Annotated in this window: 21 protein-coding genes; 13 read left to right on the top strand and 8 right to left on the bottom strand. The window is 65.1% G+C overall.

Annotated elements, in window-relative coordinates; translation table 11 throughout:
* Positions 1–57 precede the first annotated feature (57 nt).
* Entirely contained in the window at positions 58–2,487 is a 2,430-nt protein-coding gene (locus tag Q0687_RS23550) for an EAL domain-containing protein (RefSeq protein WP_298882041.1), read from the bottom strand.
* 287 nt (positions 2,488–2,774) lie between these two features.
* On the opposite strand from Q0687_RS23550, the gene Q0687_RS23545 reads away from it, so the two are divergent.
* The gene (locus Q0687_RS23545) at positions 2,775–3,941 is read left to right on the top strand and encodes an ABC transporter substrate-binding protein (protein ID WP_298882036.1); all 1,167 of its coding nucleotides are present in this window, start codon (positions 2,775–2,777) and stop codon (positions 3,939–3,941) included.
* 6 nt (positions 3,942–3,947) lie between these two features.
* On the opposite strand, the gene Q0687_RS23540 is transcribed toward Q0687_RS23545, so the two are convergent.
* From Q0687_RS23540 to Q0687_RS23525, 4 genes are all read right to left on the bottom strand, one after another.
* Entirely contained in the window at positions 3,948–4,925 is a 978-nt protein-coding gene (locus Q0687_RS23540; RefSeq protein WP_298882034.1) for a hydroxyacid dehydrogenase, read from the bottom strand.
* 12 nt (positions 4,926–4,937) lie between these two features.
* On the bottom strand, positions 4,938–6,791 hold the full coding sequence (locus Q0687_RS23535) for a TRAP transporter large permease subunit (RefSeq protein ID WP_298882038.1): 1,854 nt from the start codon (positions 6,789–6,791) through the stop codon (positions 4,938–4,940).
* A 37-nt stretch (positions 6,792–6,828) separates the two neighbouring features.
* Positions 6,829–7,860: a TRAP transporter substrate-binding protein gene (locus Q0687_RS23530; protein ID WP_298882032.1), complete on the bottom strand. Its 1,032-nt coding sequence runs from the start codon at positions 7,858–7,860 to the stop codon at positions 6,829–6,831.
* A gap of 334 nt (positions 7,861–8,194) precedes the next feature.
* The gene (locus tag Q0687_RS23525; RefSeq protein WP_298882030.1) at positions 8,195–8,638 is read right to left on the bottom strand and encodes a DoxX family protein; all 444 of its coding nucleotides are present in this window, start codon (positions 8,636–8,638) and stop codon (positions 8,195–8,197) included.
* 95 nt (positions 8,639–8,733) lie between these two features.
* Between Q0687_RS23525 and Q0687_RS23520 the strand changes: the two genes are divergently transcribed.
* From Q0687_RS23520 to Q0687_RS23510, 3 genes are all read left to right on the top strand, one after another.
* On the top strand, positions 8,734–9,654 hold the full coding sequence (locus Q0687_RS23520) for a LysR family transcriptional regulator (RefSeq protein ID WP_298882028.1): 921 nt from the start codon (positions 8,734–8,736) through the stop codon (positions 9,652–9,654).
* Positions 9,655–9,854: 200 nt separating this feature from the next.
* On the top strand, positions 9,855–11,360 hold the full coding sequence (locus tag Q0687_RS23515) for a caspase family protein (RefSeq protein ID WP_298882026.1): 1,506 nt from the start codon (positions 9,855–9,857) through the stop codon (positions 11,358–11,360).
* 195 nt (positions 11,361–11,555) lie between these two features.
* Positions 11,556–13,223, top strand: a complete 1,668-nt coding sequence (locus Q0687_RS23510; protein WP_298882023.1) for a SulP family inorganic anion transporter — start codon at positions 11,556–11,558, stop codon at positions 13,221–13,223.
* Positions 13,224–13,319: 96 nt separating this feature from the next.
* Here Q0687_RS23510 and Q0687_RS23505 read toward each other — a convergent pair whose 3' ends face one another.
* Complete coding sequence (locus tag Q0687_RS23505) at positions 13,320–13,682, bottom strand: hypothetical protein (RefSeq protein ID WP_298882020.1); 363 nt, start codon at positions 13,680–13,682, stop codon at positions 13,320–13,322.
* Positions 13,683–13,734: 52 nt separating this feature from the next.
* A complete protein-coding gene (locus Q0687_RS23500) occupies positions 13,735–15,159 on the bottom strand; it encodes an FAD-linked oxidase C-terminal domain-containing protein (protein ID WP_298882018.1) in 1,425 nt (474 codons plus the stop codon).
* Between the two features lie 87 nt (positions 15,160–15,246).
* On the opposite strand from Q0687_RS23500, the gene Q0687_RS23495 reads away from it, so the two are divergent.
* On the top strand, positions 15,247–15,750 hold the full coding sequence (locus Q0687_RS23495; protein WP_298882016.1) for a thioesterase family protein: 504 nt from the start codon (positions 15,247–15,249) through the stop codon (positions 15,748–15,750).
* Here Q0687_RS23495 and Q0687_RS23490 read toward each other — a convergent pair whose 3' ends face one another.
* Positions 15,751–15,921: a DUF1328 domain-containing protein gene (locus Q0687_RS23490; protein ID WP_188106561.1), complete on the bottom strand. Its 171-nt coding sequence runs from the start codon at positions 15,919–15,921 to the stop codon at positions 15,751–15,753. It lies immediately after the preceding gene.
* A 240-nt stretch (positions 15,922–16,161) separates the two neighbouring features.
* On the opposite strand from Q0687_RS23490, the gene Q0687_RS23485 reads away from it, so the two are divergent.
* The 8 genes from Q0687_RS23485 (at position 16,162) to Q0687_RS23450 (ending at position 24,177) form a co-directional block, all read left to right on the top strand.
* Positions 16,162–18,756 (top strand): UvrD-helicase domain-containing protein, encoded by a 2,595-nt coding sequence (locus Q0687_RS23485; protein ID WP_298882010.1) that lies wholly within the window; start codon positions 16,162–16,164, stop codon positions 18,754–18,756.
* A 7-nt stretch (positions 18,757–18,763) separates the two neighbouring features.
* Positions 18,764–19,051, top strand: coding sequence for a type II toxin-antitoxin system HicB family antitoxin (locus Q0687_RS23480; RefSeq protein WP_298882008.1), 288 nt, complete (start codon positions 18,764–18,766; stop codon positions 19,049–19,051).
* A 101-nt stretch (positions 19,052–19,152) separates the two neighbouring features.
* Positions 19,153–19,569: a hypothetical protein gene (locus Q0687_RS23475; RefSeq protein ID WP_363323984.1), complete on the top strand. Its 417-nt coding sequence runs from the start codon at positions 19,153–19,155 to the stop codon at positions 19,567–19,569.
* Positions 19,569–20,237 (top strand): OmpA family protein, encoded by a 669-nt coding sequence (locus Q0687_RS23470; protein WP_298882002.1) that lies wholly within the window; start codon positions 19,569–19,571, stop codon positions 20,235–20,237. Before Q0687_RS23475 ends, Q0687_RS23470 begins: the two co-directional genes overlap by 1 nt.
* Before the next feature lie 169 nt (positions 20,238–20,406).
* The gene (locus Q0687_RS23465) at positions 20,407–20,925 is read left to right on the top strand and encodes an Mpo1-like protein (protein ID WP_298882000.1); all 519 of its coding nucleotides are present in this window, start codon (positions 20,407–20,409) and stop codon (positions 20,923–20,925) included.
* Positions 20,926–20,957: 32 nt separating this feature from the next.
* Positions 20,958–21,989 (top strand): NAD-dependent epimerase/dehydratase family protein, encoded by a 1,032-nt coding sequence (locus Q0687_RS23460; protein ID WP_298881998.1) that lies wholly within the window; start codon positions 20,958–20,960, stop codon positions 21,987–21,989.
* Positions 21,990–22,019: 30 nt separating this feature from the next.
* Positions 22,020–22,646, top strand: a complete 627-nt coding sequence (locus Q0687_RS23455; protein WP_298881996.1) for an isoprenylcysteine carboxylmethyltransferase family protein — start codon at positions 22,020–22,022, stop codon at positions 22,644–22,646.
* A 226-nt stretch (positions 22,647–22,872) separates the two neighbouring features.
* Positions 22,873–24,177 carry a sorbosone dehydrogenase family protein gene (locus Q0687_RS23450; RefSeq protein ID WP_298881993.1) on the top strand — a complete coding sequence of 435 codons (1,305 nt, stop codon included), beginning with the start codon at positions 22,873–22,875 and terminating at the stop codon, positions 24,175–24,177.
* The last annotated feature ends 46 nt before the right edge of the window (positions 24,178–24,223 follow it).

The following is a 24,223-nucleotide window of genomic DNA, read 5'->3' as shown; positions in this document are numbered from 1 at the left end:
TAGCCTCATCCTGAGGAGACCGCGAAGCGGTCGTCTCGAAGGACGAGGCGCGCGCGCTCAGGCGGCGTCGAGCTGCGAAGGCTGAACCGGCGCGTCGAGCTCGATCTGGCCGATCGGCCGCGGGCGGCCGAACAGATAGCCTTGCGCGAAATTGATGCCGAGCGCCTTCAGCCGCTCGAACTCGTCCGATGTCTCGACGCCTTCGGCGGTGACCGACATGTCGAGCCCGCGCGCCAGTGTCACTATCGAGGAGATGATCGCGGAAGAGCGCGGCTGGTGCGTGAGATTGCGGATGAACGATTTGTCGATCTTGATCTTGTCGAACGGAAATGCGGTGAGATAGCTCAGCGAGGAATAGCCGGTGCCGAAATCGTCGAGCGCGAGCTCGACGCCGATGCTCTTGAGCCGCTCCATGAAAGCATGGTTCTCGGTGCCGCGCTCAAGCAGGACGGACTCGGTGATTTCGATCTCGAGGCGCTCCGGCGACAGGCCGGAATCCCGCAACGCCGCGCTGATGACGTCGAACAGGTCGGCTTCCTTGAACTGGATTGGCGACAAATTAACCGCGACCATCAGGCCGGACGGCCAGCTTGCCGCATCCGCGCAGGCGCGACGCAGCACGAATTCGCCGAGCGGCACGATCAGCCCGGTCTCTTCGGCGAGCGCGATGAACTGATCCGGCGGGATCAGCCCGCGGGTCGGATGCCGCCAGCGCACCAGCGCCTCGAAGCCGCGCCGCGCACCGGTGCCGGCATCCATGAACGGCTGATAGTGCACCTCGAGCTGGCACAGCGCGATGGCGTCGCGCAAATCCCCTTCCAGCGTGTTGCGCGCCTCGAGCTCGGCCGACATCGCCTCGTCGTAGATGGTGAAGCAGTTGCGGCCGGCCGATTTCGAGCGATAGAGCGCAAGGTCGGCCTTCTTCAACAGCTGCTCCTGGTCGCTGCCATGATCCGGCGCGACCGCAATGCCGATGCTGGTGCCGATCTCGACGCGATGTCCGGGCAGCAGGAATGGCTCGGCGACGAGCTTGGCGATGCGGCCTGCGAGTTCGGTCGAAGAGGCGCGCTGATCCTCGCAGCCCTCCTGGATGATGGCGAATTCGTCGCCGCCGAGCCGCGCCAGCACGTCGGTGGCGCGCACCGCGGATTTCAGCCGCTGCGCCACCAGACGCAGCAGCGCATCGCCGGCGCCATGACCGAGGGAATCGTTGACGTTCTTGAAGCGGTCGAGGTCCAGCATCAGGATCGAGAAGGTCCAGCCGCCGTGCGCCAGCTGGCTGTTCAGCTCGTCCAATCGGGCCAGGAAGAAGGCGCGGTTCGGCAATCCGGTGAGGACGTCGGTCTGCGCAAGCTCGAGCACGCGCCGGTTGGCCAGCGACAGCCGGCGCGAATTTCGGCTTGCGAGCATCAGATAGATCGACAGCGACAGCGTCAGCAGCATGCCGACGGTGAGGACCGCGCTGGCGCGGTCGTAGGTCATCTCGAGGGAACCGCCGACCGTCGGCATCGCACGCACCTGCCAGTCGGTGTCCCCGATCTTGAGATGGCCCGACCAGTGCAGGCCCTGCGCCACGTCGCGCATCGACTGCGGCGAGGAAGGCGCCGACGAATAATCCGGCATCATCTCCTCGAGGTTGACGATCCGGGACGTGAAAGGCGGATACACGTTCACGCTGACCGCAGGGCTTGCGCCGGTCGTGACACGAATGGCCTCCATCAGCAGCGGCAGGTCGAACACGCCGATGACATAGCCTGTGAGATTGCGGCGCCGGTCCGCAATCGTGTCCCGCGAGGTTCCCTTGGCGTAGACGGGAACGGCGACGAAAACATCAGGCAGCCGGCCGCCCTCGCGCGGCTCGTAGAGACGCGCACGAATGCTGGCGATCCGATCGTTGTCGCGCGCGCGCTCGAGCGCCGCGGCGCGTTCAGGAACGGTCGCGTAGTCCATGCCATAGACGGACGACGTCTTCGGCTGGGTCGAATAGAAGATCGGAAAATACTCGTCGCTTTGCGGCGCGATCGCAAAACCGTCGCCCTGGAGCGCCTTGATATGATAGCCGGACACGCCGTCGGCGACCGCGGCGGCCTCGTATTCGGCGCGTTCCTTGCGGTTGACGCGCGGCAGCCAGGCGATGCGCAGCATGCCGGGATGGTGCTCGAACAGCCGGGCGCTGAACGTCTCGAACTCGCTGCGGGTGATTTCCTCGTTGGTCGATTCGAACAGGGTGCGCAGCGCGACGAGCCGGCTGATATATTCGTTCATGCCGTTCTGCATGACGATGGATTCGGTCTCGGCCGTGCTTGCGAACTCGATCCTGTTGACGCGATCTTCCCAGCGCGCCACGGCCGCCGCGCCCGCCAGCGAGAACAGCAGACCGACGCCGGCTGCGACGAGCGCAGGACGACAGAGCCCGAGCAGCAGCGCGGCGCGCCACCATCCGGTCGTCCGTTTCCGACCCTGATCATTCTGATCGCGATCGCCCATCCGTAAAGCCGCCATCCCCCTCTTCGCGGCGGACCGAACTTCTGGTTGAACCGCCGAGGTGGCAATCGGACAAGGACGCGGTTAAGAACTGCACAATTTCGGAACCCGGCTTTCCCGCATTGCTCGGCTTAGTTAACGAACTACCCGGATGAACCGTCGCCATCGGCGCAACTTGCCGGCTTTGCCCGGGATATTACGGAGCTGCCGGTGCAGCGCCGGTTAGCGAGCTATTCAGGCCGCGCGACTATGCTCGGCACGCTCTTTCCTGCATCCGGCAACACGTCTTGATGAACCTGTCTCGATCAGCGACACGCATCGTGCTGACCTTCGCACTGCTCGCCGCAGCCACGCTCGCGGCAAGCGGCGAAGAGGTCGGCGTCAACGCTGATGCGATTCTGTTCGGCCAGGCAGCTGCATTCGAAGGCCCCTCCTCCGTGCTCGGCCAGCGCATGCGGCAGGGCATCGTCGCGGCATTCACCGAAATCAACGCAAACGGCGGCGTCCATGGCCGCAAGCTGCAACTGATCAGCCGCGACGACGGCTACGATCCCGACCGTTCGGTGGCGCAGACGCTGCGGCTGATCGAGGACGACAAGGTGTTCGCGCTGATCGGCGCAGTGGGCACGCCGACAGCGATGGCGACGATTCCGATCACCAGCGCCCGGAAAATTCCCTTCATCGGACCGTTCACTGGCGCCGCATTCTTGCGCGACCTCGAGCTGCCGAACGTCGTCAACATCCGTGCGAGTTATGCCGCGGAGGCCGAAGCGTGGATCAAGCATCTGACCGAGGATCGCAAGTTCACCCGCATCGGCATCTTCTACCAGGACGATTCCTTCGGCCGTGACGGCCTTGCGGGCGTGAAGAGCGCGCTGGCCAGGCGCGGCCTCGAGCTCGCCGCCGAAGGCACCTTCGAGCGCAACACCCGTGCGGTCGGCTCGGCCTGGCGGGTGATCAAGCGCGCCGAACCCGAGGCGATCGTCATGGTCGGGACCTACGGTCCCTGCGCAGAATTCATCAAGCTCGCGCACCGCAGCGGCCTGTCTCCGACGTTCGTCAACATCTCCTTCGTCGGCGCCAACGCGCTCGCCAGGGAGCTCGGCCCCGAAGGCGAAGGCGTCATCGTCTCGCAGGTCGTGCCCTTTCCGTGGGATCGCTCGCTCAAGCTCGTGGCCGATTACCAGGCCGCGCAGAAAGCGCTCGATCCAACGCTGGCCCCCGACTTCGTCTCGCTCGAAGGCTATCTCGACGGCCGCTTTGTCGCCACGGCCCTGCAACAGCTCGGACCGAATCCGACGCGGGCGGGCCTGATGCGGATGATCAACGACGTCGGCCGGTTCAACATCAGCGGCACCGTCATCACCGTCGGCGCGCGTGCCATCGAGACACCGCCGAAGGTGTTTCTGACGGTGATCCAGAAGGACGGAACGTTCAAGGCGGTGGATAGGCTGTAGGTCGTTTCACGGCCGCCGCGTCCAGCGCTCAGCGTTGACGGCGCCTTGCGGCGCCTCGCCCTTGATGATCGCCGCGACCTGCCGCACCGTCTCCAGCGACTGGTATTCGATCGCCTGCGGCGTCAGCCCGCCGACATGCGGCGTTGCGATGACGCTCGGGAATTTCGCCAGATCCGGCGTCGGCATCTGGTCCGGCGCACGGCCGACATCCATCGCAGCACCGGCGATGCGGTTCTCCAGCAGCGCCTTGGCGAGTGCCGCCTCGTCCACGAGATTGCCGCGCGAGAGGTTGATGAAGACGGCATGCGTCTGCATGCGGGCCAGAGCTGCCTCACCGATCAGCTTCTCGGTCTGCTCGTTGGCGATGGCAAGGCAGACGACATAGTCGGACGCGCTCAGCAGCTCGTCGAGCGTGACCTGCCTGATGGCGCTGTCGGTCACGGTCGCAAAGGGATCGGAGACCAGCACCTGCATGCGCATCACCTTTGCGATCTCGGCAAGATAACGCCCGATGCTGCCATAGCCGATGATACCGATCGTGCTGCCGGCGAGCTGGCGGCCCATCCGCGCTTCCGGCTTGCGGCCGGCGTGGTAATCCGCCGTCGCCCGCGACACGCCGCGTGACAAATCGACCATGAAGCCGACCGCGAGCTCCGCGACCGCCTGCACGAAGCCGGGACCGGCCCGCGTCACCAGCACGCCAGCTTGCGAGGCGGCATCGACATCGACGTTACGGATATCGACGGCGCAGCGGACGAAGGCACGCAGGCGCGGCAGCTGCGCAAAAATCTCGCCGCGGCCTTCGGTCATGCGATCGGCGACGATGATGTCGGCGTCTTTCGCCGCATTCACGAGGCTCGTCGAGTCGAGCGCCTGGTCACCGTCGTGCAGGATCACATCGGCAATCGCGCGCAGACCGTTCAGGCTGCGATCGCCGTAGTAATTGCGGCGCATCTCCGGCGTATGGGCCAGCAGGACTTTCACGGCAGCACTCCTTCAATAGCCGAACGCGCGCGGAAGGGCGGTGCTCAGCCATGGCACGAACGCGATGACGAGCAGGCAGAGGAACAGGAGGCCAAGATAGCCGAGGATCGGCTTCACCGTCTGCTCGATCGGCACGTTGCCGATCAGGCAAGCGCCGTAGAGCCCGAGCCCGAGCGGCGGCGCGAACAGGCCGACGCCCATCGCAATGACGAGCACGACGCCGAAATGCAGGGGATCGATGCCGAGCTGCACCGCAACCGGGAGCAGCAGCGGCCCGAAGATGATCAGTGCAGCCGCTCCTTCCAGCACCGAGCCCATCACGATCAGCACGGCGATGGCGAGCAGGATGAACAGCCACGTCCCGCTGGTTTTGGACAGGCCCAGCATGAAGTCGCCGACCGCATGCGGCACCTGCTGCAAGGTCAGGGTGAAGGCCAGCGACTGTGCCGCGGCGACGATGAACAGCACCAGCCCGGCGCGCGTCGCCGCATGGACGAAACTCTGCGCGGCCGATCTGAAGCTAAGTTCGCGGAAGACCACGCTGCCGACGACAAGCGCATAGGCCACGGCGAAAGCGGAGATTTCCGTGGCCGTAGCAAAGCCGCTCTTGAAGCCGAAGAAGATCATGAAGATGAGGCCGAACGAAGCGATCGCGCCGCTCCAGAGGCCCGAGACCGGCATCTGCCGCTCGACCTCCTCGGCGCGGTCAGGCGTCTTGCCGAAGATGATGGAGAAGGCGATCAGCACCGCCGCCATCAGCGCGGCCGGTAGCAGGCCTGCCATGAACAGGCCGCCGATCGAGAGGTTTGCGACAAAGCCCAGAATGATCAGGTTGATGCAGGGTGGAATGGTCTCCGCCATCACCGCGGATGCCGCGAGCAGCGCCACCGCGCTGCCCGGATTCTGCCTCGAGCGGCGCGCCGCCGGGATCAGCACGGAGCCGACGGCGGCCACATCGGCCATCTTCGAGCCCGAGATGCCGGAGAACAGCACCATCGAGGCCACCATCACGACGTTCAGCCCGCCGCGCATGCGCCCCACTGCGCGCTGCAGCAGCTCGATCAGCCGCACCGACATGCCGTTGGCTTCCATGAGGTAGCCGACGAGGATGAAGAACGGGATCGCGAGCAGCACGAAATTATCGATGCCGCGCGCCATCTGCTGGGCAAAGATGACGCCGGGCAGCGCGCCCTCGACCCAGATGAAGATCAGCGCGGCCAGTGCCAGCGCAAAGCCGATCGGCAGGCCGCCGAACAGCGTCGCGAAGAAGCCGATCAGCATCAAGGTGCCCGCCGACGGCACCGAGGACGGCGACAGGTAATCCCAGGCGAGATAGAGGCCGGTAACGACGGCGACGGCAACGAGACCCCTGACAATATCCGGGAGCGGCCGCGCGCAGAGATGGTCGATCGCGAACACCGTCATGAACAGCGCTCCGATGCCCATCGGATAGAACGTCAGTTCCAGCGGCAGGCCGGAGCCGGTGGTCTGCCCTGATGTCAGCGAGCCCAGCTTGATCGCATTGTAGGCGACGTAGCCGGAGATCAGCACGACGAGCAGGCTGCTGGCAGCATCGACCAGCGTACGCAGCCGCATCGAAAGCAGATCACGGAAGAACGACACGCCTACATTCTCGCCGCGCGCAAGCGCGCTGGCGGCACCGAAGAAGGCGGATCCGACCATCAAGCCGCGCGCGACGTCGTCGGACCATTCGACCGGCGCATTGAAGAAGAAACGCAGCACCACCGAGCCGCAGACGACAGCGAGATCGGCGGCCAGCAAGATGGCCGCGATCGCGTCGCTGCAACGAAGCAGCAACGCAATCGCGCCGTGGCGACTGCCGGAGAGCGACAAGGCGCCGATCATCGTGACCTCAGATTTGGCCACCTCAGACTTGGCCATCTCAGGCTTGGGTCGAACGGATGATGTCGATGACGGCCTTGGACTCCGGCCGCGCCTTGATGAAGTTTTCGATCTGCGGCGCCACGCGCTTCTTGAAGGCCTCGCGGTCGCATTCGGCCACCGTCACGCCCTTCTCGGTCAAGGCTGCCAGCGCCTCCTTCTCGACCGCGAGCCCGTGGGACCGCGTGTCGATCGCAGCCTTCTTCGCGGCGTCGAAAAAGCCCTCGCGCAGCTTCGGATCCATGCGGTTGAATGTCATGTCGCTGAAATAGACCGCGAGCGGCGAGAAATTGTGCTGCGTCAGCGCGTAGAATTTTGCGGTCTCGTAGAACTTGCTGGCAAGGATGGTCGGCGGATCGTGCTCGAGACCGTCGAGCACGCCGGCCTGCAGCGCCGTGTAGATTTCGCCGAACGCCAGCGGCGTGGCGGCGGCGCCCATCAGGCGCAGGCATTCGGTGATGACGGGATTGGGCAGGGTGCGGATCTTGAGGCCGGCGAGATCCTCCGGCGTCTTCACCGGCTTCCTTGCAAGCACGCTGCGCGAGCCGAAATTATAGGCCCAGGCGATGATGCGGATGTTGCTGCCCTTGAGCAGCGCGTCCTCGATCGGCTTGGCGGCACCGGCATCGAACGCCTTGGTCTGCTGCGGGAAGCTCGCGAACAGGAAGCCGAGATCGTAGGTGCCGACCAGCGGCACCAGATTGGCCGAGATCGACGAGCCCGAGATCATGAGGTCGATGACGCCGAGCTTCACCGAGTTGATGACGTCGATTTCCTGACCGAGCTGGTTGTCGGGGAAGAAGGCGACCTCGACCTGTTCGCCAAGACCGTTGGCTTTGATCTGCTTGACGAGGTTGTCGTAGTAGACACGGCCGTTGGCGAATTTGGGATCGTTCGGCAACGAGGAGGAGCATTTCAGCTTCAGCGTCGCAGCTTCAGCGCGACCGATGATGGCGGGAGAGAGAACAAGGCCGGCGGTCAGCGCCGTCGACGACTTGATGAACGTGCGACGGCTGACGGGCACGAGGGTCATGGTGTCTCTCCCCAATATATTTTTGTTGCCGGCCGCGGTCATTGCCACAGCCTGTTGCGCGGAGAGTACGGCCAAAGCGACGGGACAGGCAAGGCTTGCGGCCGGGAGACGCGCACGCGCAAGCAGCAGGCGCGCCGGGACCGATTGCAGTGGAACGCCTATGATTTCCGACGTTTTCGATCATGCCGCATCGCGGCTAAACGACCGCCATGCAAGATTGACGCAGATCGATCCAATTCAGGTATGGATCAATGCCGAACGCAGATTGATGGGCACGCAGCAAAAAGCTGCGGGACCGGAATCCCGCAGCTTCGCATTCCAGCGATCAACAAGATCAGCGCGACGGCGCGACGCTCAGCTGTCCGCTCGCGGCCTCGACATCCCGCGAGGGCCGCAGCGCGAAGGCGCCATCGCCGAGCAGAGCCTGCGCGACCAGCGCAATCGCCCAGAACGCGGGATATTCCCAGCCGCCCTTCGGGTTGGTGAAGAAGAAGCCGGCGGCTGCGTGCACCGTGAAGATCGCGCCGAGCAGAACTGGAATGCCGGCCAACGCCGCATAGCGGGTCCAGACGCCGAGGATCAGGGCGATGCCGCTGAGCACCTCGAGGGTCATCACGAGATAGGCCAGTTCGGGCGGGAAGCCCAGGCTGCCGAAGAACTTTGCGGTCCCGGCGGGGGTGAAAACGAACAGTTTCAGGCTGGCATGGGCCAGGAACAGCGCGCCCAAGGTCACGCGCAGCACCAGCGCGGCGTAGGGGGCGGTACGGGAATCGATCATAGCGGTCTCCATTGTTGAGTGAGCTATGATCTATTCTCAGGAGAATGATAATCTGCTATCTTGGAAATACACTTCATACCCATAGAGTGAAATAGATGCTCGACCGCCTGACCAGCCTGGAAGTCTTCGCCAAGGTGGCGGCGAACGGCAGTCTGTCAGGCGCGGCCCGGGCGATGGGCCTGTCGCAGACCATGGTGACCAAGCATGTCGCCTCGCTCGAGACGCGGCTCGGCATCAAGCTGTTCCACCGCACCACGCGGCGGCTGTCGATCACCGAGGCCGGTCGCCTCTATCTGGAATCCTCCGAGCGAATCCTCGCCGATATGGAGACGGCAGACGCTGCGGTCGCGCGCGAGCGCGTCGAGCCGCGTGGCTCGCTACGGGTCAACGTGCCCGTCGTGTTCGGCACCAGGCAGATCGCGCCGCTCATTGCCGATTTCTGTCGGCGCCACCCCGAAGTCACGGTCGAGCTCGGCCTCAACGATCGTCTCGTCGATCTCGCCGAGGAAGGCTGGGACCTCGCGATCCGCATCGGACGCCTGCGCGACTCCAGCATGGTGGCGCGCAAGCTCGCGCCGAACCGCCTGGTGGTCTGCGCCGCGCCGTCCTATCTGGCCGAGCACGGCACGCCGCGCAGCGTGGCCGATCTCGCCGCACATAATTGTCTCGGCTACACGCTGTCGCAGCAGGCGAGCGCCGCGGAATGGCTGTTCGGCGTGGATGGCGAGATCCGCGTCCAGGTGTCCGGCAATCTGCGCGCCAACAACGGCGATGCGCTGCGCGCGGCGACGCTGGCCGGCCTTGGCCTCGCGCGCCAGCCGACCTTCATCATCGCCGACGATCTGCGCGCCGGCACGCTGGTCGCGCTTCCGCTCGACCAGCCGGAGATGCAGTCCTCCGCCGTGCATGCGGTCTACCTGCCCGATCGTCGTCCGCCGGCAAAAGTGCGCGCCTTCATCGACTTCCTCGCCGCGCGGTTTGCGCCGGAGCCGCCGTGGGATCACGGATTGTTCTGACATCGAACGGCATGAGGCGTCAGCTGCGGCAGAACCCCTGCCCCACTTTGCCGCTCGGCTGAGGCGCGACAAATCGTCATCGCGCTCCGCTGCGCACGTCTGCGGATCACGCTCGGGCGTGAGCTAGCGCACAGACAGAGCGATGGCGGACGACTAGAAAAGGTGACATCCTCGCGCCCATTGCCAATGGAGGTGACATCATGCGCCGTCCAGTCCTTTGCAATTTGATCCTTGCCTCCGGTCTCCTAGCGCTCACCCAAATGATGATTCCGACGGACGCTGCCGCGGAAGCCCGGCTTGCGCTGGTGATCGGTCAGTCCGCTTATCGCACCGTGCCGGAGCTGCCCAACGCGGCCAATGATGCCAAGGGCATGGCCGAGTTGCTCGGCAATGCCGGCTTCACCGTCATGGCAGCACCGAACCTCGCGCAGAACGAGATGCGCCAGGCGATCTCGGATTTCGCCGGCAAAGTCAGCGCCAGCGGTGCCGATACCGTCGCGCTGGTGTTCTATGCCGGACACGGCCTGCAGATCGACGGCGAGAATTATCTCGTGCCTGTCGATCTCGATCCCAAGCGCGAGGCGGACATTCCACTGCAGGGTGTGCGGCTGAACGATCTGCTCAACACGCTCGGCGCGCTGCCGACGCGGGCGCGCATCTTCATGCTCGATGCCTGCCGCAACAATCCGTTCCCGGCGCTATCAGGCGCCGGCCACGGGCTCGCCATCGTCGACACCAAGGCCGGCGCGCCCGGCTCCTTCATCTCCTACTCGACCTCGCCCGGCGCCGAAGCCGAGGACGGCTCAGGTGCCGACAGCCCCTACACCACGGCGGCGTTGACCGTCGCCAAGCAGCCGAACGTTCCGATCGAGGAAGTGTTCAAGCGCATCCGCATCGCGGTGGCGCAGTCGACCGACGGGCGGCAGATCCCGTGGGAAAGCTCCTCGCTGACGACCGATTTCAAATTCTTCGGCGAAAGCAGCGGCCAACAGCCTCAGTCTCCGGCGACGAACGCGATGGCACTCGCCAGCGCGACGCGCAGCGTCGAGGACTGGCGCAAGGATCTGCAGGGCAAGGATGCCAAGGTCGCCTATGATCTCGTGATCGCCGACGACACGGTGCAGGCCTATCAGGCCTATATCGAGCTCTATGCACAAGACACCCGCACGCCGCGCTTGCGCACCGTCATGGAGCGGCGGCGCCAGATGCTGGCATGGGACCGCGCGATCGCGATCAACACCCGCGCGTCCTACGAGGCCTATCTGGCGAACTGGGACAACAGCGATCTCGCCGCGACCGCGCGCCGGCTGCTGCTGCGCGTGCAGAACCGCAATTACGTCTTACCGGTCGCCGCGGCCGCAGTTCCCGTCGCCGTCGCCATGGCACCGACCTGCCCGTGCTCGGCACCGACACCGCCGGCGACGACGCCGATCAACCCGACGGTCGCGCCGATCATCAAGAAGCGCGTCGACGACACGCCGCCGCCGTCAAAGCGCAAGGTCGTCGACACGCCGCCGAAGCGCCGGCCGCCGCCTGACGACGTCGTGGTCGAGCGCGCACCGCCGCCTCAAGGACCACCGCCCGCCGCCGTCATGCAAGGCATCGGCATCGGTGTCGGAATTGGCATGGGAATGGGTATGGGCGGCGGAGGCCGTGGCGGCGAGATGGGACACGGCGACTACGGCGGCCGCGGCACCCGATACTGAGACTGCCGCACTACAAGCGGAGGGCAAATGTGTGCCCTCCGTTATTGCGAGCGAAGCAATCCAGAGTCTTTCCGCTGAGGGATTCTGGATTGCTTCGCTCCGCTCGCAGTGACGACACAGAGGCCACACCTGCCTCTCTTCCGGAAATGCTGTAGTCTGATCGACAGACTCAGGATGTCCGGAGATTTTTCGTCGATGCCGCAAGACGCCCACGCCAAAGGCTCATGGCCGCTGTTCAGCTCACTCCGGTCGTACGCCCTGCCCGGCGATCTCATGGCCGGGCTGACTTTGGCGGCCATCGCCATCCCTGAGCAGATGGCGACCGCGCGGCTAGGCGGCTTCGCGCCGCAGATCGGATTCTTCGCCTTCATGGCAGGCTCGCTCGGCTTTGCGCTGCTCGGCGGCAACCGCTTCCTGTCCTGCGGCGCCGACTCCACGATCACGCCGATCTTCGCCGGCGGGCTTGCCGCACTGGCGACTGCCGGCTCACCGGAGTATCAGGGGCTCGCGATTGCGCTGGCCGTGATGGTCGGCGCGATGATGCTCGCCGGCGGCGCGTTCCGGCTCGGCGGCATCGCCAATCTCTTGTCGGTGCCCGTGATGGTCGGCTTCCTTGCCGGCATCTCCGTCCACATCATCGTGTCGCAATTGCCTGGCGTGCTCGGATTGGAATCTCCTGGTGGCCCGACACTCGACCGCATCGGCGTGCTCGCAACCGAGATCGGCCGCACCAATCCCGTCACGTTCTGCATCGGCTTCGGCGTGCTGGCCGTGGTCTTCATCTCCGAGACCATCAGCGCGAAAATTCCCGGCGCGCTGATCGGGCTCGTCGCGGCGACGCTGGCCACGATCGCGCTCGGGCTCGAAAGCAAGGGGGTCAACGTCGTCGGCGCCGTGCCGGGCACGCTGCCGCGGCCGACCCTGCCGATGCTTGCGCCGGAACAGTGGGTGCGCCTCGTGCCGCTCGCCTTCGTCATCACAGTCGTGGTGATGGTGCAGACCGCGGCCACCACGCGGTCCTTCCCGTCCGACCCCGATAAGCCCGCCGATGTCGACCGCGATTTCCTCGGTGCCGGCGCCGGCAGCATGCTGTCCGGCCTGTTCGGCGCGTTTCCGGTCAATGCCAGTCCGCCGCGCACCGGCATCGTCGCCGAGACCGGTGGGCAATCGCAGCTCGCGGGCCTTGCGGCGGCCGTGATCGTGCTGTTGCTGCTCGCGTTCGGCACCGGACTGTTGCAGCACGTTCCGGACGCCGCACTCGGCGGCATCCTGCTGTTCGTGGCAATGCGCATCATCCGCGTAAAGCAGATCACGACGATCTACCGCCAGTCCTTCAGCGAATTCCTGCTGATCGTCGCCACCGCCGCGCTGATCATCGTGCTGCCGATCCAGCAGGGCGCCTTCCTCGGCATCGTACTGTCGCTGCTGCACGGCATCTGGAGCACGACGCGCGCGCGGCTCGTCGAGTTCGAGCGCGTGCCGGGCACCACGATCTGGTGGCCGGCGCATCCGCACATCACCGGCGAGCGCATCGCCGGCGTCGCCGTGATCGGGCTTCAGGCGCCGCTGTCCTTCCTCAACGCGCCGGGCTTTCGCAGCGACGTGGCGAAGGTGTTGGGCACGGCGACACCGCAATTGCTGGTGCTGGAGGCGAGCGGCATGGTCGAGATCGACTTCACCGCCGCGCAGATCCTGCTCGACGTCTTCAAGGTGTGCAACGCGCAAGGCGTGACCGTCGCGCTGGCACGGCTGGAATCGGTGCGCGCGCAGGATGCCTTCGAGCGCTTCCGCCTGTTCGATGTCCTGCCGAAGGAGCACGTCTTCCACAGCGTGGACGAGGCCGTGCACAGGCTGGCGAAGTAGAACGGTGGCTCTAGGTTAAACCAGTCGTGCCGCGGGTTTCCAACCCCTCGCGCTTGCGGGAGAGGGAGCGCACCGATTTCGTGGAGGCAGCCGCTTTCACTGCACCAGCGCCGGATGGTCCGTCTGCGCCGTCTCGCGGATCCAGCTGGTGTGGATCGCGCGGAACAGGATCTGCGCCGTCTTGAGGTCGTTCGCCGTCATGCAGAGATTGACGATGCGATGCACCGCGTCGTCGCGCATCAGGCCATCGGAGATCTTCATCGCGATCTCCATCGCGACCTTCGCCGCGCGCTCGTAACGAGCAGTCTCGCCCTTGTCGCTTCGCGCAGCGGCGATGGCGCTCTGGGCCGCAGCGTCACAGATGGCGCGGATGCGCTCGGCAGCCTCGATGTCGCCGAGCGGCGTTTCGATCGCTTCGTCCCAGATGTCTTTCCGCGTCTTGCGCGCGAACCACTGCATTGCCTCGCTCCGCCGTGACGGAGCGACCATAGACGAAAGGCGATGCCGCGCGCTACGCTTCCGGCACGATCTTGCCGGGATTGAAGATGTTCTGCGGGTCGAGTGCCTTTTTCAGCGCACGCATCGCATCGATCGCCTCGGGGCCAAGCTCGGCCTTGAGATATTTCTGCTTGCCCTGGCCGATGCCGTGCTCGCCGGTGCAGGTTCCGTCCATCGCCTGCGCGCGTTCGACAAGGCGGTGCATGAACTCCTCGCCGCGCGCCATCTCGTCGGCATCGTTGGTGTCGCACACCAGCGAGCAATGGAAATTGCCGTCGCCGACATGGCCGACGATCGGCGACAATAAATTGAGCCGCTTGAGATCTTCCTCGGTTTCGCTGACGCAATCGGCAAGGCGCGAGATCGGCACGCAGACATCGGTTGCGACCACGCCGATGCTGTCGCCGGGCCGCAGCGCCTTGACGGACCAGTAGGCATCGTGCCGTGCCTGCCACAGTTTCGTGCGATCCTCCGGTTTGGTGGTCCAGGAGAAATCGCCGCCGCCGCAGTCTTTTGCGATCTCGCCGAACGCCTTGGACTGCTCGGCGACCTCGATCTCGCTGCCGTGGAATTCCATCAGCAGCAACGGCGTCTCCGGCAGCGTCAGCTTCGAATAGGCGTTGCAGGCCTTCACCTGCGCGGCATTGAGCAGCTCGATGCGCGCCACGGGAATGCCGGTCTGGATCGCCAGGATCACGGCCTGACACGCGCCATGCACGGACACGAACGACACTGCGCCGGCGGCGATGGTGTCAGGAATACCGCGCAGACGAATGGTCAGCTCGGAGATGATGCCGAGCGTGCCTTCGGCGCCGACAAACAGATGCGTCAGATCGTAACCGGCCGACGACTTCTTGGCGCGCGTCCCCGTCGTGATGATCTCGCCGTCGCCACGCACCACCTTCAGCGCGAGCACGCTGTCGCGCATCGTGCCGTAGCGCACCGCATTGGTGCCGGAGGCGCGGGTCGAGGCCATGCCGCCGAGTGAGGCGTCGGCGCCGGGATCGATCGGAAAGAACAGGCCCTGGTCGCGCAAATGCTCATTGAGCGCTTTGCGGGTGACGCCGGGCTGGATCACGCAGTCGAGATCCTCGGCATGCACCGCGAGCACCTTGTTCATGTCGCGCAGATCGATCGAGATGCCGCCGGCGGGCGCGTTGACCTGGCCCTCGAGCGAGGTGCCGGTGCCGAAGGCAATGACGGGCACGCCGTTCTTTGCGCAGATCCGCACCACATCCTGGATGTCGGCCGTCTCCTGCGCCATCACCACCCCGTCGGGCGGCTGGTTGACGATCCATGTGGTGGTATGGCCGTGCTGCTCGCGCACGGCCTGCGAGGTGATGAGCCGGTTGCCGAAGCGTGCGGCAAGCTGCTCCAGCGCGCTTGCAAGGGCTTTCGGCTCCGGCCGCGGCGGCTTATTGGTGATAACAGTACCCACGGATCGTCCTCCCGACAGAACAAACCGTGGCAAAGGACATCTCACCGGTCAAGTCAAGCGACCGGACGCATAGCCAGGGAATGAGACATGCCGGACAGTGCAGCCCCGAAGCCCGAGCCGTTCCGGTCTTCAATCATGCAGATCGAGCCGCAATGGATCGACTACAACGGCCATCTCAACATGGCCTATTACAACGTGATGTTCGACCGGGCGATCGATCAGATGTGGCTGCAGCTCGGGATCGGGCCCAGCTACATGAAGGAGCGGGGCGGCTCGACCTTCACTGCCGAGTGCCACGTGCGCTATTTGCGCGAAATCCATCTCGGCGATCCCGTGCAGGTCTCGGTCTGGCTGCTGGAAGCGGACGAGAAGCGCCTGCACACATTCCAGGAACTGCGGCATGCGACCGAAGGCTGGGTGTCGGCGACCTCCGAGAACATGTCGCTGCACATCGACATGGGCTCGCGCAAGGTGGCGGCATTTCCGCCTGACATCAGGGAGCGCATTTCGGCAGTGATCAAGGCTCACAGCGCCGTGCCGCGGCCCGAGGGCATCGGCCGCAGCGTGGCGATGCCCTCGAAGCGGAGCTAGCTAGATCCTGCGCCCGCGGGCGAGGCCGACCACGGCCGAGACCAGGAACAGCACGACCGCGATGAAGAAGATGATCTTGGCGATTTCGATCGACGCGCCGGCGAGGCCGCCAAAGCCCAGGATACCGGCGATCAGTGCGATAATCAGAAACGTCACAACCCAGCTCAGCATGGTGAAAACCTCTGTTTCGATGACTGTCTGCGATCAGCGCAGCTGAGGCGCCTCACTTGCAGAACCAATCGTCGGCTCGGAACATTTGTTCCGGCCGGTTCAGGCTGGAAATTCGCCCGGCGCCCGGGAACAAATTGGCCATCCGCGCACGTGGAAAACCCTGCCCGACCGCCCCATATAGAGGCCAATCCCTGTTATGAAGGCTCCCTTCCGCCACCCCGCGGTGCCATCGTGGCGCCAATGATTCGCATGACCGAGCCGAGCAAGATCACCAGCGTACCCGACCACCAGCCTGCCGCCGGCGGCATTGCCGCGCGTGCGCGCGCCTCGGTGGGTCCGAAATACCTGACCGGGCTCAATCCGGAGCAGCGCGAAGCGGTCGAGACGCTGGACGGCCCGGTCCTGGTGCTGGCCGGCGCCGGCACCGGCAAGACCCGCGTGCTGACCACCCGCATCGCCCACATTCTGAGCCAGGGCCGCGCCCGCCCCGCCGAGATCCTGTCGGTGACCTTCACCAACAAGGCCGCGCGGGAAATGAAGCACCGGCTCGGCCAGATGCTCGGCCATGCCGTCGAAGGCATGCCGTGGCTCGGCACCTTCCACTCCATCGGCGGGCGCATCCTGCGCTTCCATGCCGAGCTGGCGCAGCTCAAGTCGAATTTCACCGTGCTCGATGTCGACGATCAGGTGCGGCTGCTCAAGCAGCTGCTGCAGGCCGAGAGCATCGACGACAAGCGCTGGCCGGCGCGCATGCTGGCCGGCCTGATCGACGGCTGGAAGAACCGCGGCCTGACGCCGTCGCAGGTGCCGTCAGGCGAAGCCGCGATGTTTGCCAACGGCAAGGGCGGCAAGCTCTATGCGAGCTACCAGGAGCGGCTGAAGATCCTGAACGCCGCCGATTTCGGCGATCTCTTGCTGGAAAACATCCGCATCTTCCGCGAGCATCCAGACATCCTCCGGCAGTATCAGCAGCGCTTTAAATTCATCCTGGTCGACGAGTATCAGGACACGAACGTCGCGCAATATCTGTGGCTGCGGCTGCTGTCGCAGGCGCCTTCGTCAACCAATGCCGTCATTCCGGGGCGGCTCGAAGAGCCGAACTACGACGCGCAATTGCGCGCCGGAGAATCTCGAGATGAGTCCTCAGCTCGAGATTCCGGATCTGCGCCTTCGGCGCATCCCGGAATGACGGTGGCGCCCACAGGCCCCACCAAAAACATCTGCTGCGTCGGCGACGACGACCAGTCGATCTATGGCTGGCGCGGCGCCGAAGTCGACAACATCCTGCGTTTCGAGCACGATTTCCCGGGCGCCAAGGTGATCCGCCTCGAGCGCAACTACCGCTCGACCGGTCACATCCTCGCCGCAGCCTCGCATTTGATCGCACACAATGAAGGCCGGCTCGGCAAGACGCTCCGCACCGAGGACGTCGAGGGCGAGAAGGTCACGGTGACAGGCTCCTGGGACTCCGAAGAGGAAGCCCGCGGCATCGGCGAGGAGATCGAGCAGATCCAGCGCCAGGGCGAGAAGCTCAACGAAATCGCGATCCTGGTGCGCGCGTCCTACCAGATGCGCGAGTTCGAAGACCGTTTCGTCACGCTCGGCCTGCCCTATCGGGTCATCGGCGGCCCGCGCTTCTACGAGCGCGCCGAAATCCGCGATGCGCTGGCGTACTTGCGTGTCATCAATTCGCCGGCTGACGATCTCGCCTTCGAGCGCATCGTCAACGTGCCCAAGCGCGGCCTCGGCGATGCCACGATACAGCTGCTGCACGACCACGCCCGCAAGCGCCGCATTCCGCTGTTCGAGGCGGCGCGCGCCGTGGTCGAGACCGACGAGCTGAAGCCGAAGGCGCGCGGCTCCTTGCGCGACGTCGTTGCCCAGTTCGACCGCTGGCGCGCCCAGCGCGAGGTCACCGCGCATACGGATCTCGCCCAGATCGTGCTCGACGAGAGCGGCTACACCGAGATGTGGCAGAAGGACCGCTCGGCCGATGCCGCCGGCCGTCTGGAGAACCTCAAAGAGCTCGTGCGCTCGATGGAGGAGTTCGAGAACCTGCAAGGCTTCCTCGAACATATCTCCCTCGTGATGGACCGCGAGGGCGGCGCCGAGGATGACGCGGTGTCGCTGATGACGCTGCACTCCGCCAAGGGGCTCGAATTCGACAACGTGTTCCTGCCCGGCTGGGAGGAAGGCCTGTTCCCGAGCCAGCGCACGCTGGACGAACAGGGCCGCGCCGGTCTCGAGGAAGAGCGGCGGCTCGGACATGTCGGCCTGACCCGCGCCCGCCGCCGCGCCATGATCTATTTCGCGACCAACCGGCGCATCCATGGCACCTGGTCGACCACGATCCCCTCGCGTTTCCTCGACGAATTGCCGGCGGCCAATGTCGAGATCACGGAATCCAAGGGCGGCTCGGCCTGGGGCGGCACCGGCGGCTATGGGGCGTCGCGCTTCGACGACATGGAAGCCTTCGGCTCGACCTATTCGACACCGGGCTGGCAGCGCGCCCAGGCAAACCGCAACCGCGGCGGTGGTCGCAATGGCGGCGGAAGTGGCGGCTTCGAGGAACAGGCGTCGACGTTCTCGTCCTCCTCGTCTTCAGGCCCGGATTTCGGCAGCTTCTCCTCGCGCCGCCGCGGTCCCCTGACGATCGAGGGCGAGCTGGTCGCCAAATCCACCGGCACGACCTCGGAATTTTCGCTGTCCGATCGCGTCTTCCACCAGAAATTCGGCTACGGCCGCGTCACCAAGATCGACGGCAACAAGCTCACCATCGCCTTCGACAAGGCCGGCGAGAAGAAGGTCGTGGACAGTTTCGTGCAGCGGGCGTGAGGCCGGCATGCCTCACTACATCGCCATCATGGAAGACAACGGCCCTGACGACGTCAGCCTGTGGTTTCCCGACCTGCCCGGCTGCATCTCCGGCGGCGACGACGTCGATGAGGCCCTGGAGAATGCAACCGAGGCGATCACGTTCTATGCGGAGGAGCTGATCGCTGACGGCCGCGAGCTGCCCCGGCCGAGAACCTTGGACGAGCTCAAGGCCGACCCCGCATTTGCCGACGATCTGGGGAAACACACGGCGGTCGCAATCGAATTTCCTCCGGCCGACGACGCCGAGGAGTGACGCCCAACAGTGAGGACTGTTCGCCGCACTGGCCGGCCCTTTGACAGTTGTGCGCCGATCAGCCCTTGACCATGGCGAACTTCCCCGTATCAGATGCAACCATGGTCCGGGGCCTCGTCACATCGATCGTACTTGCATTGGTTATGCCGTCGCTTGCGACGGCGGAGACTATGAGCTTTGGCGATTCGATCGGGCTGCTGGCCAAGAGCTGCGGCGCGGAAATCGTCGCCAATTGCCGCGGCGTCAATCCTGATTCGACTCGCCTGAAGGAATGCCTGTCCCGCAACCGGGACGTGCTCTCCCAACAGTGCCAGAACGACTATTTGGCGGTGTTCGACGCGATCCAGAAGCGCATCGCCGCCCGCGTCACGGTCGCGAACGCCTGCCAGCGCGAGATCGTCAAGGTCTGCGGCGGCTCGACCAAGGAGACCAGCAAGTCGATCCCCTGCCTGATCTCGACGCCCAAGGGCATCAGCAACAACTGCTTGAAGGCCGTCGACGATGCGGGGTATCGCTGATGCGCGCGATCGGGCACATCACCGCCGGACTCGCTGTCGCCCTGAGCCTCACTTTGCTCGCAGGCCCGGCCGGCGCACAGACGGCGCCGACCCGCGACGACATCGTCGGCAAGCTCAATCATTTCGAGGAAGCGCCCGAGCTCGACCTCCCTGCGCTGAAGCAGCAGGTGATGGAGCGGGCCAAGGCCAGGATCAAGAACGATCCGGGCCCGGTGAACCGGCCGCTGATCGCGCCTGATCTGGCCAAGCTGCCCGCCTTCAACGCGCAGATCCAGTTCGACGCCGACACACCGATCATCCAGCCGGAATCCTACCAGACCGTGGGGCGGCTCGCCGATGCACTGGTTCACGCCTCGCTGCTGCCCTACACGTTCCTGATCGTCGGCCACGTCGAATCCAATTCGAAGACGCGCGAGGCCAACGCGATCCTGAGCCAGCGCCGGGCGGATGCGATCCGCGACGTGCTGGTGAACACGTTCAAGATTTCGACCAAGCGGCTGCAACCGATCGGCCTCGGCGAGGAGCAGTTCCTCGACCGCGCCAAGCCGACCTCTGCTGTCAACGGCCAGTTGCAAATCATGACCTTTGCCAAAGTGCCCGAAGAAGCGCTCGCGCATCCCGCAGCAGCCCCTGCGCCTGCGGCAAAAAAGCCCGCCAAGAGGCATTGAGCGCCCGCCTTCGCGTTGCGGGGAACCCGTTGAACTTCTGATTATTTTGTGAACTGTCTCACAGCGCACAAGGCAGCCCTGCGCGACAATAGTGCCGGTTTGTGCACTGCCCTCTCTGGTGCTATAGGCTGTCTTCGCCCTTGCCCACCCCGTGCCGCACGAGACTGAAATGGCTGGCTATTTTCAACGCCAACTGGCCGACTATGTCGAATATCATCGCGATCCCTGGAACTGCGCGATGCATGTGGTTGGCATTCTCCTGCTCTTCACGGGCGCGACGCTGCCGCTGACGCTGGTGCATGTCTCGGTGTTCGGGGTCGAGGTGAGCCTGGCGGTGATTTTGGCCCTGCCAGTGCTGGTATACTGGCTGATGCTGGACGCCGGTGTCGGGCTTGGCATCCTGGTCTCGATGATCGTGCTGCTTTCAGTCGCAACTGCGATTGGCAATCAGGTCTCGACCGCCATGATGTGGTCGGTTTTTGCGGTGCTGATCGCGTTTGGCGTCGCAGCCCAGGTCGTTGGTCACAGGGTGTTCGAGGAACGGCAGCCGTCGATGGTCGACCACCCCACGCATTTCCTGCTTGGACCTATGTTCGTCATGGCAAAATTATTCATTGCTCTCGGTTTTCGTCGCGACCTTGCCGCTATTCTCGCGCCTCTTCCGACCAACTCCCTTTCAACCCGATAGCTTTCTCGAAGCGGAACAGCAAAACCTACTTCATGACTCCCGTACTCGTTACCGGTGGCAGCGGTTTCATCGGACAGCATCTCGTCGAAGCGCTCCGCGCCCGTGGGCAGCGGGTACGTGTTCTCGACGTCCGGCCGCCGGCGACCGCGAATGCGGACGTCGAGTATGTGCACGGCTCGGTGCTGGACGCTGCGACGGTCGATGCCGCGGTTTCGGGGGTCAATCAGGTCTATCACCTCGCCGGCCTGCCCGGCATGTGGGTCGCCAACAAGCAGGACTTCCACGACGTCAATTTCCGCGGCACCGAGGTCGTGCTTGCGGCTGCGATGAAGCACAACATCTCGCGCTTCCTGCATTGCTCGACGGAATCGATCCTGTTCCCCTACGCCAACCTCAACGGCGTGGCCGCCGAGGAAGCCTTGCAGCCCGCCGAGGCGATGCCCGGCGCCTATACGCGTTCGAAATCACTCGCAGAGCATCACGCCGCGAAGGCCGCGGCCAAAGGCTTCCCGCTCGTGATCGGCACCCCGACCATGCCGATCGGCGCCGCCGACCACAATCTGACGCCGCCTACGGCGATGCTGTGGTACTTCCTGCAAAAGAAGGTGCAGCCGCATCTCGACTTCCTGGTCAATCTCGTCGACGTCCGCGACGTCGCCATGGGCCTGTTGCTGACGATGGAGCGTGGCCGCATCGGCCAGCGCTACATCCTCGGCGGCGATTGCGTCAGGCTCGGGCAGATCCTGCGAATGATGTCGGCGATGAGCGGACGGCGACAGTACCCGGTCGTCGTTCCCGGCAAGATCGCCGAGCTCTCCGCGATCCTGCTGGAATCGATCTCCGATCACATCACACGTCGTCCGCCCAACGGCACCGCCGAGGGCGTGCGCATCGCGCTTGCCGCGAGCGACCTTTCTATCGGCAAGGCCCGCAACGAGCTCGGCTATGCGCCGCGCCCGATCGAGCCGGTGCTGCGCGAAACCATCACCCATCTGCTCGTCCGCAACGGCCAGGTCGCCGCCAATGCCATCGAGCATCACGCGCTCTCCTCGCGCGCGAGCTGATCAGCTCCCCAACCCAAAGAACCTTTCCTTATGTCCTTCGATTTCAGCAAGCTTCTGTCCGTCGCCTGGGGTGGCTGGACCACGGCGTGGCCGACCGAACTCCTCGCCCTGATCTGGCTCGCCTTTCTCGCCAGCTGGGTGGGCGCCTCGTTCTGGCAGGGGCGGACCAAGAAGCAGGTGATGACGCTGGAGTCGCAGCGTTACAGCCTTCCGATCCTGATCGGCGGCATCCTGTACACGCCCTTTATTGCGCAGGTCATGGGCTGGAAGCCGCTCTGGGTGCTCGGCAACACCGGTATCGCCATCGCCGCGATCCTCTCGGTCGCCGGCATCGCCTTCGCATGGTGGGGGCGGCTGCATCTCGGAAAATTCTGGTCCAACACCATCACGCACAAGGAAGACCACCGCGTCATCGACACCGGCCCCTACGGCATCGTGCGCCACCCGATCTACACCGGGCTGATCTTCGGCATGCTGGTGACGGGCATTGCGATAGGCCTGGTGACGACGATCCTCGGCGCGATCCTGATCTCGCTCGGCATGTGGCAGAAGGGCCGGATGGAAGAGGTGTTCCTGTCGAAGGAGCTAGGCGAGGACGCCTACGGCGCCTATTGCCGCCGCGTGCCGATGATCATCCCGTTCACCTCGCCGCGGTGAAGGCCACAGGCCGCCGCCACACCTGCGATGTCGTCCCGGCGAAGGCCGGGACGACGCTGGAAGGGCAGTGCGCGCGACTGCATCAGATCGGCCGCTGATCTTCCCGTCCCCCTTCATGCAAATTTGGTCGGCAGCCATTCCCAGGGAATAGGCCCTCACGATGCGCCCCAGCGGTTGACGTCCGCCGCGGTAACCAGTTGGATGCGCGCGCAATCAGGGGCTTCTCATGACTTTTTCCAGTATCTTTGCGCAATTCGTCGCAGTCCTCGGCGGCATCGCGCTGCAATGGCGCAAGCTGACCGGCTCCGAGGCGGCGCCGGCCTGGGGCCAGACGCCGGCCATTCCCGAAGCCAAGCCGCAAGGTGCCATCCCGACCTTGAAGATGCCGACCGCGCGCGGCTGGAGTCAGGGTCAGAAGCCGACGGTCGCGCCCGGGCTCAAGGTCAATGCGTTCGCGAGCGATCTCGACCATCCGCGCTGGATCGAGGTGCTGCCCAATGGCGACGTGCTGATCGCGGAAGCGACGCAGATCGCAGGTCCCCCGCGCAGCGTGTTCCACTACGCGATGCAGGCGACGATGCGGCGCGCCGCGGCGCTCGGCGTCTCCGCCAACCGCATCACGCTGCTCCGCGACAAGGACGGCGACGGCGTTGCCGAAGTCCGCGGCGCCTTCATGGAGAACCTCAACCAGCCGTTCGGCATGGCGCTGGTCGGCGACACCTTTTATGTCGGCAACACCGACGGCGTGATGGCTTTTCCTTACGTCGCCAATGCCGACAGCATCACCGCGCCGGGCAAGCGGCTCACGACCTTCAAGCCGAGCGGCCACTGGACGCGCAGCCTGCTCGCCAGCCCCGACGGCAAGAAGCTTTATGCCGGCGTCGGCTCGCTCAGCAACATCGCAGAAACGGGCATGGAGGTCGAGGAAGGCCGCGCCGCGGTCTACGAGCTCGACCTCGTCGCCGGCACGCATCGCATCTTCGGCGCGGGCCTGCGCAACCCCGTTGGCCTTGCCTGGGAGCCGACGACAGGCGTGCTCTGGACCGTCGTCAACGAGCGTGACGGGCTCGGCGACGAGACGCCGCCGGATTATCTGACCTCGGTGCGCGACGGCGGTTTCTACGGCTGGCCCTATTGCTACTGGGGCAAGACGGTGGACGACCGCGTGCCGCAGGACCCGGCGATGGTCGCCAAGGCGCTGCAACCGGACTACGCGCTCGGCGGCCACACCGCCTCGCTCGGGCTGTGCTGGATGCCCGCGGGCACCCTGCCCGGCTTCGGCGACGGCATGGTGATCGGCCAGCACGGCTCGTGGAATCGCAGCACACTGTCCGGCTACAAGCTGGTGTTCATCCCGTTCGCGAACGGCAAACCCTCCGGCCCCGGCCGCGACATCCTGTCGGGCTTCCTGTCCCCGGACGAGAAGGAATCCTATGGCCGTCCGGTCGGCGTCGTGATCGGCCCCGACAAGAAGTCGCTGCTGATGGCCGACGACGTCGGCAACGTGATCTGGCGCGTGACGGGGGCGTAATTCCGTCATCCTGAGGTGCGAGTGGCGCGATGCAAAGCATCGCGCC

The sequence above is a fragment of the uncultured Bradyrhizobium sp. genome (assembly GCF_936928535.1).
Lineage (GTDB): Bacteria > Pseudomonadota > Alphaproteobacteria > Rhizobiales > Xanthobacteraceae > Bradyrhizobium.
The sequence above is the reverse complement of the archived record's forward strand: the minus strand, read 5'-3'. Positions and strand labels throughout refer to the sequence as shown.

Excerpts from the sequence above, each read along its gene's own strand:
- Q0687_RS23470 (WP_298882002.1), top strand. The coding sequence starts at position 19,569 with ATGCGCGCGATCGGGCACATCACCGCCGGACTCGCTGTCGCCCTGAGC.
- Q0687_RS23530 (WP_298882032.1), bottom strand. The coding sequence starts at position 7,860 with ATGACCCTCGTGCCCGTCAGCCGTCGCACGTTCATCAAGTCGTCGACG.
- Q0687_RS23480 (WP_298882008.1), top strand. The coding sequence starts at position 18,764 with ATGCCTCACTACATCGCCATCATGGAAGACAACGGCCCTGACGACGTC.
- Q0687_RS23490 (WP_188106561.1), bottom strand. The coding sequence starts at position 15,921 with ATGCTGAGCTGGGTTGTGACGTTTCTGATTATCGCACTGATCGCCGGT.
- Q0687_RS23505 (WP_298882020.1), bottom strand. The coding sequence starts at position 13,682 with ATGCAGTGGTTCGCGCGCAAGACGCGGAAAGACATCTGGGACGAAGCG.
- Q0687_RS23495 (WP_298882016.1), top strand. The coding sequence starts at position 15,247 with ATGCCGGACAGTGCAGCCCCGAAGCCCGAGCCGTTCCGGTCTTCAATC.
- Q0687_RS23550 (WP_298882041.1), bottom strand. The coding sequence starts at position 2,487 with ATGGGCGATCGCGATCAGAATGATCAGGGTCGGAAACGGACGACCGGA.
- Q0687_RS23465 (WP_298882000.1), top strand. The coding sequence starts at position 20,407 with ATGGCTGGCTATTTTCAACGCCAACTGGCCGACTATGTCGAATATCAT.
- Q0687_RS23515 (WP_298882026.1), top strand. The coding sequence starts at position 9,855 with ATGCGCCGTCCAGTCCTTTGCAATTTGATCCTTGCCTCCGGTCTCCTA.
- Q0687_RS23460 (WP_298881998.1), top strand. The coding sequence starts at position 20,958 with ATGACTCCCGTACTCGTTACCGGTGGCAGCGGTTTCATCGGACAGCAT.
- Q0687_RS23520 (WP_298882028.1), top strand. The coding sequence starts at position 8,734 with ATGCTCGACCGCCTGACCAGCCTGGAAGTCTTCGCCAAGGTGGCGGCG.
- Q0687_RS23510 (WP_298882023.1), top strand. The coding sequence starts at position 11,556 with ATGCCGCAAGACGCCCACGCCAAAGGCTCATGGCCGCTGTTCAGCTCA.
- Q0687_RS23485 (WP_298882010.1), top strand. The coding sequence starts at position 16,162 with ATGATTCGCATGACCGAGCCGAGCAAGATCACCAGCGTACCCGACCAC.
- Q0687_RS23545 (WP_298882036.1), top strand. The coding sequence starts at position 2,775 with ATGAACCTGTCTCGATCAGCGACACGCATCGTGCTGACCTTCGCACTG.
- Q0687_RS23525 (WP_298882030.1), bottom strand. The coding sequence starts at position 8,638 with ATGATCGATTCCCGTACCGCCCCCTACGCCGCGCTGGTGCTGCGCGTG.
- Q0687_RS23535 (WP_298882038.1), bottom strand. The coding sequence starts at position 6,791 with ATGATCGGCGCCTTGTCGCTCTCCGGCAGTCGCCACGGCGCGATTGCG.
- Q0687_RS23450 (WP_298881993.1), top strand. The coding sequence starts at position 22,873 with ATGACTTTTTCCAGTATCTTTGCGCAATTCGTCGCAGTCCTCGGCGGC.
- Q0687_RS23475 (WP_363323984.1), top strand. The coding sequence starts at position 19,153 with ATGGTCCGGGGCCTCGTCACATCGATCGTACTTGCATTGGTTATGCCG.
- Q0687_RS23455 (WP_298881996.1), top strand. The coding sequence starts at position 22,020 with ATGTCCTTCGATTTCAGCAAGCTTCTGTCCGTCGCCTGGGGTGGCTGG.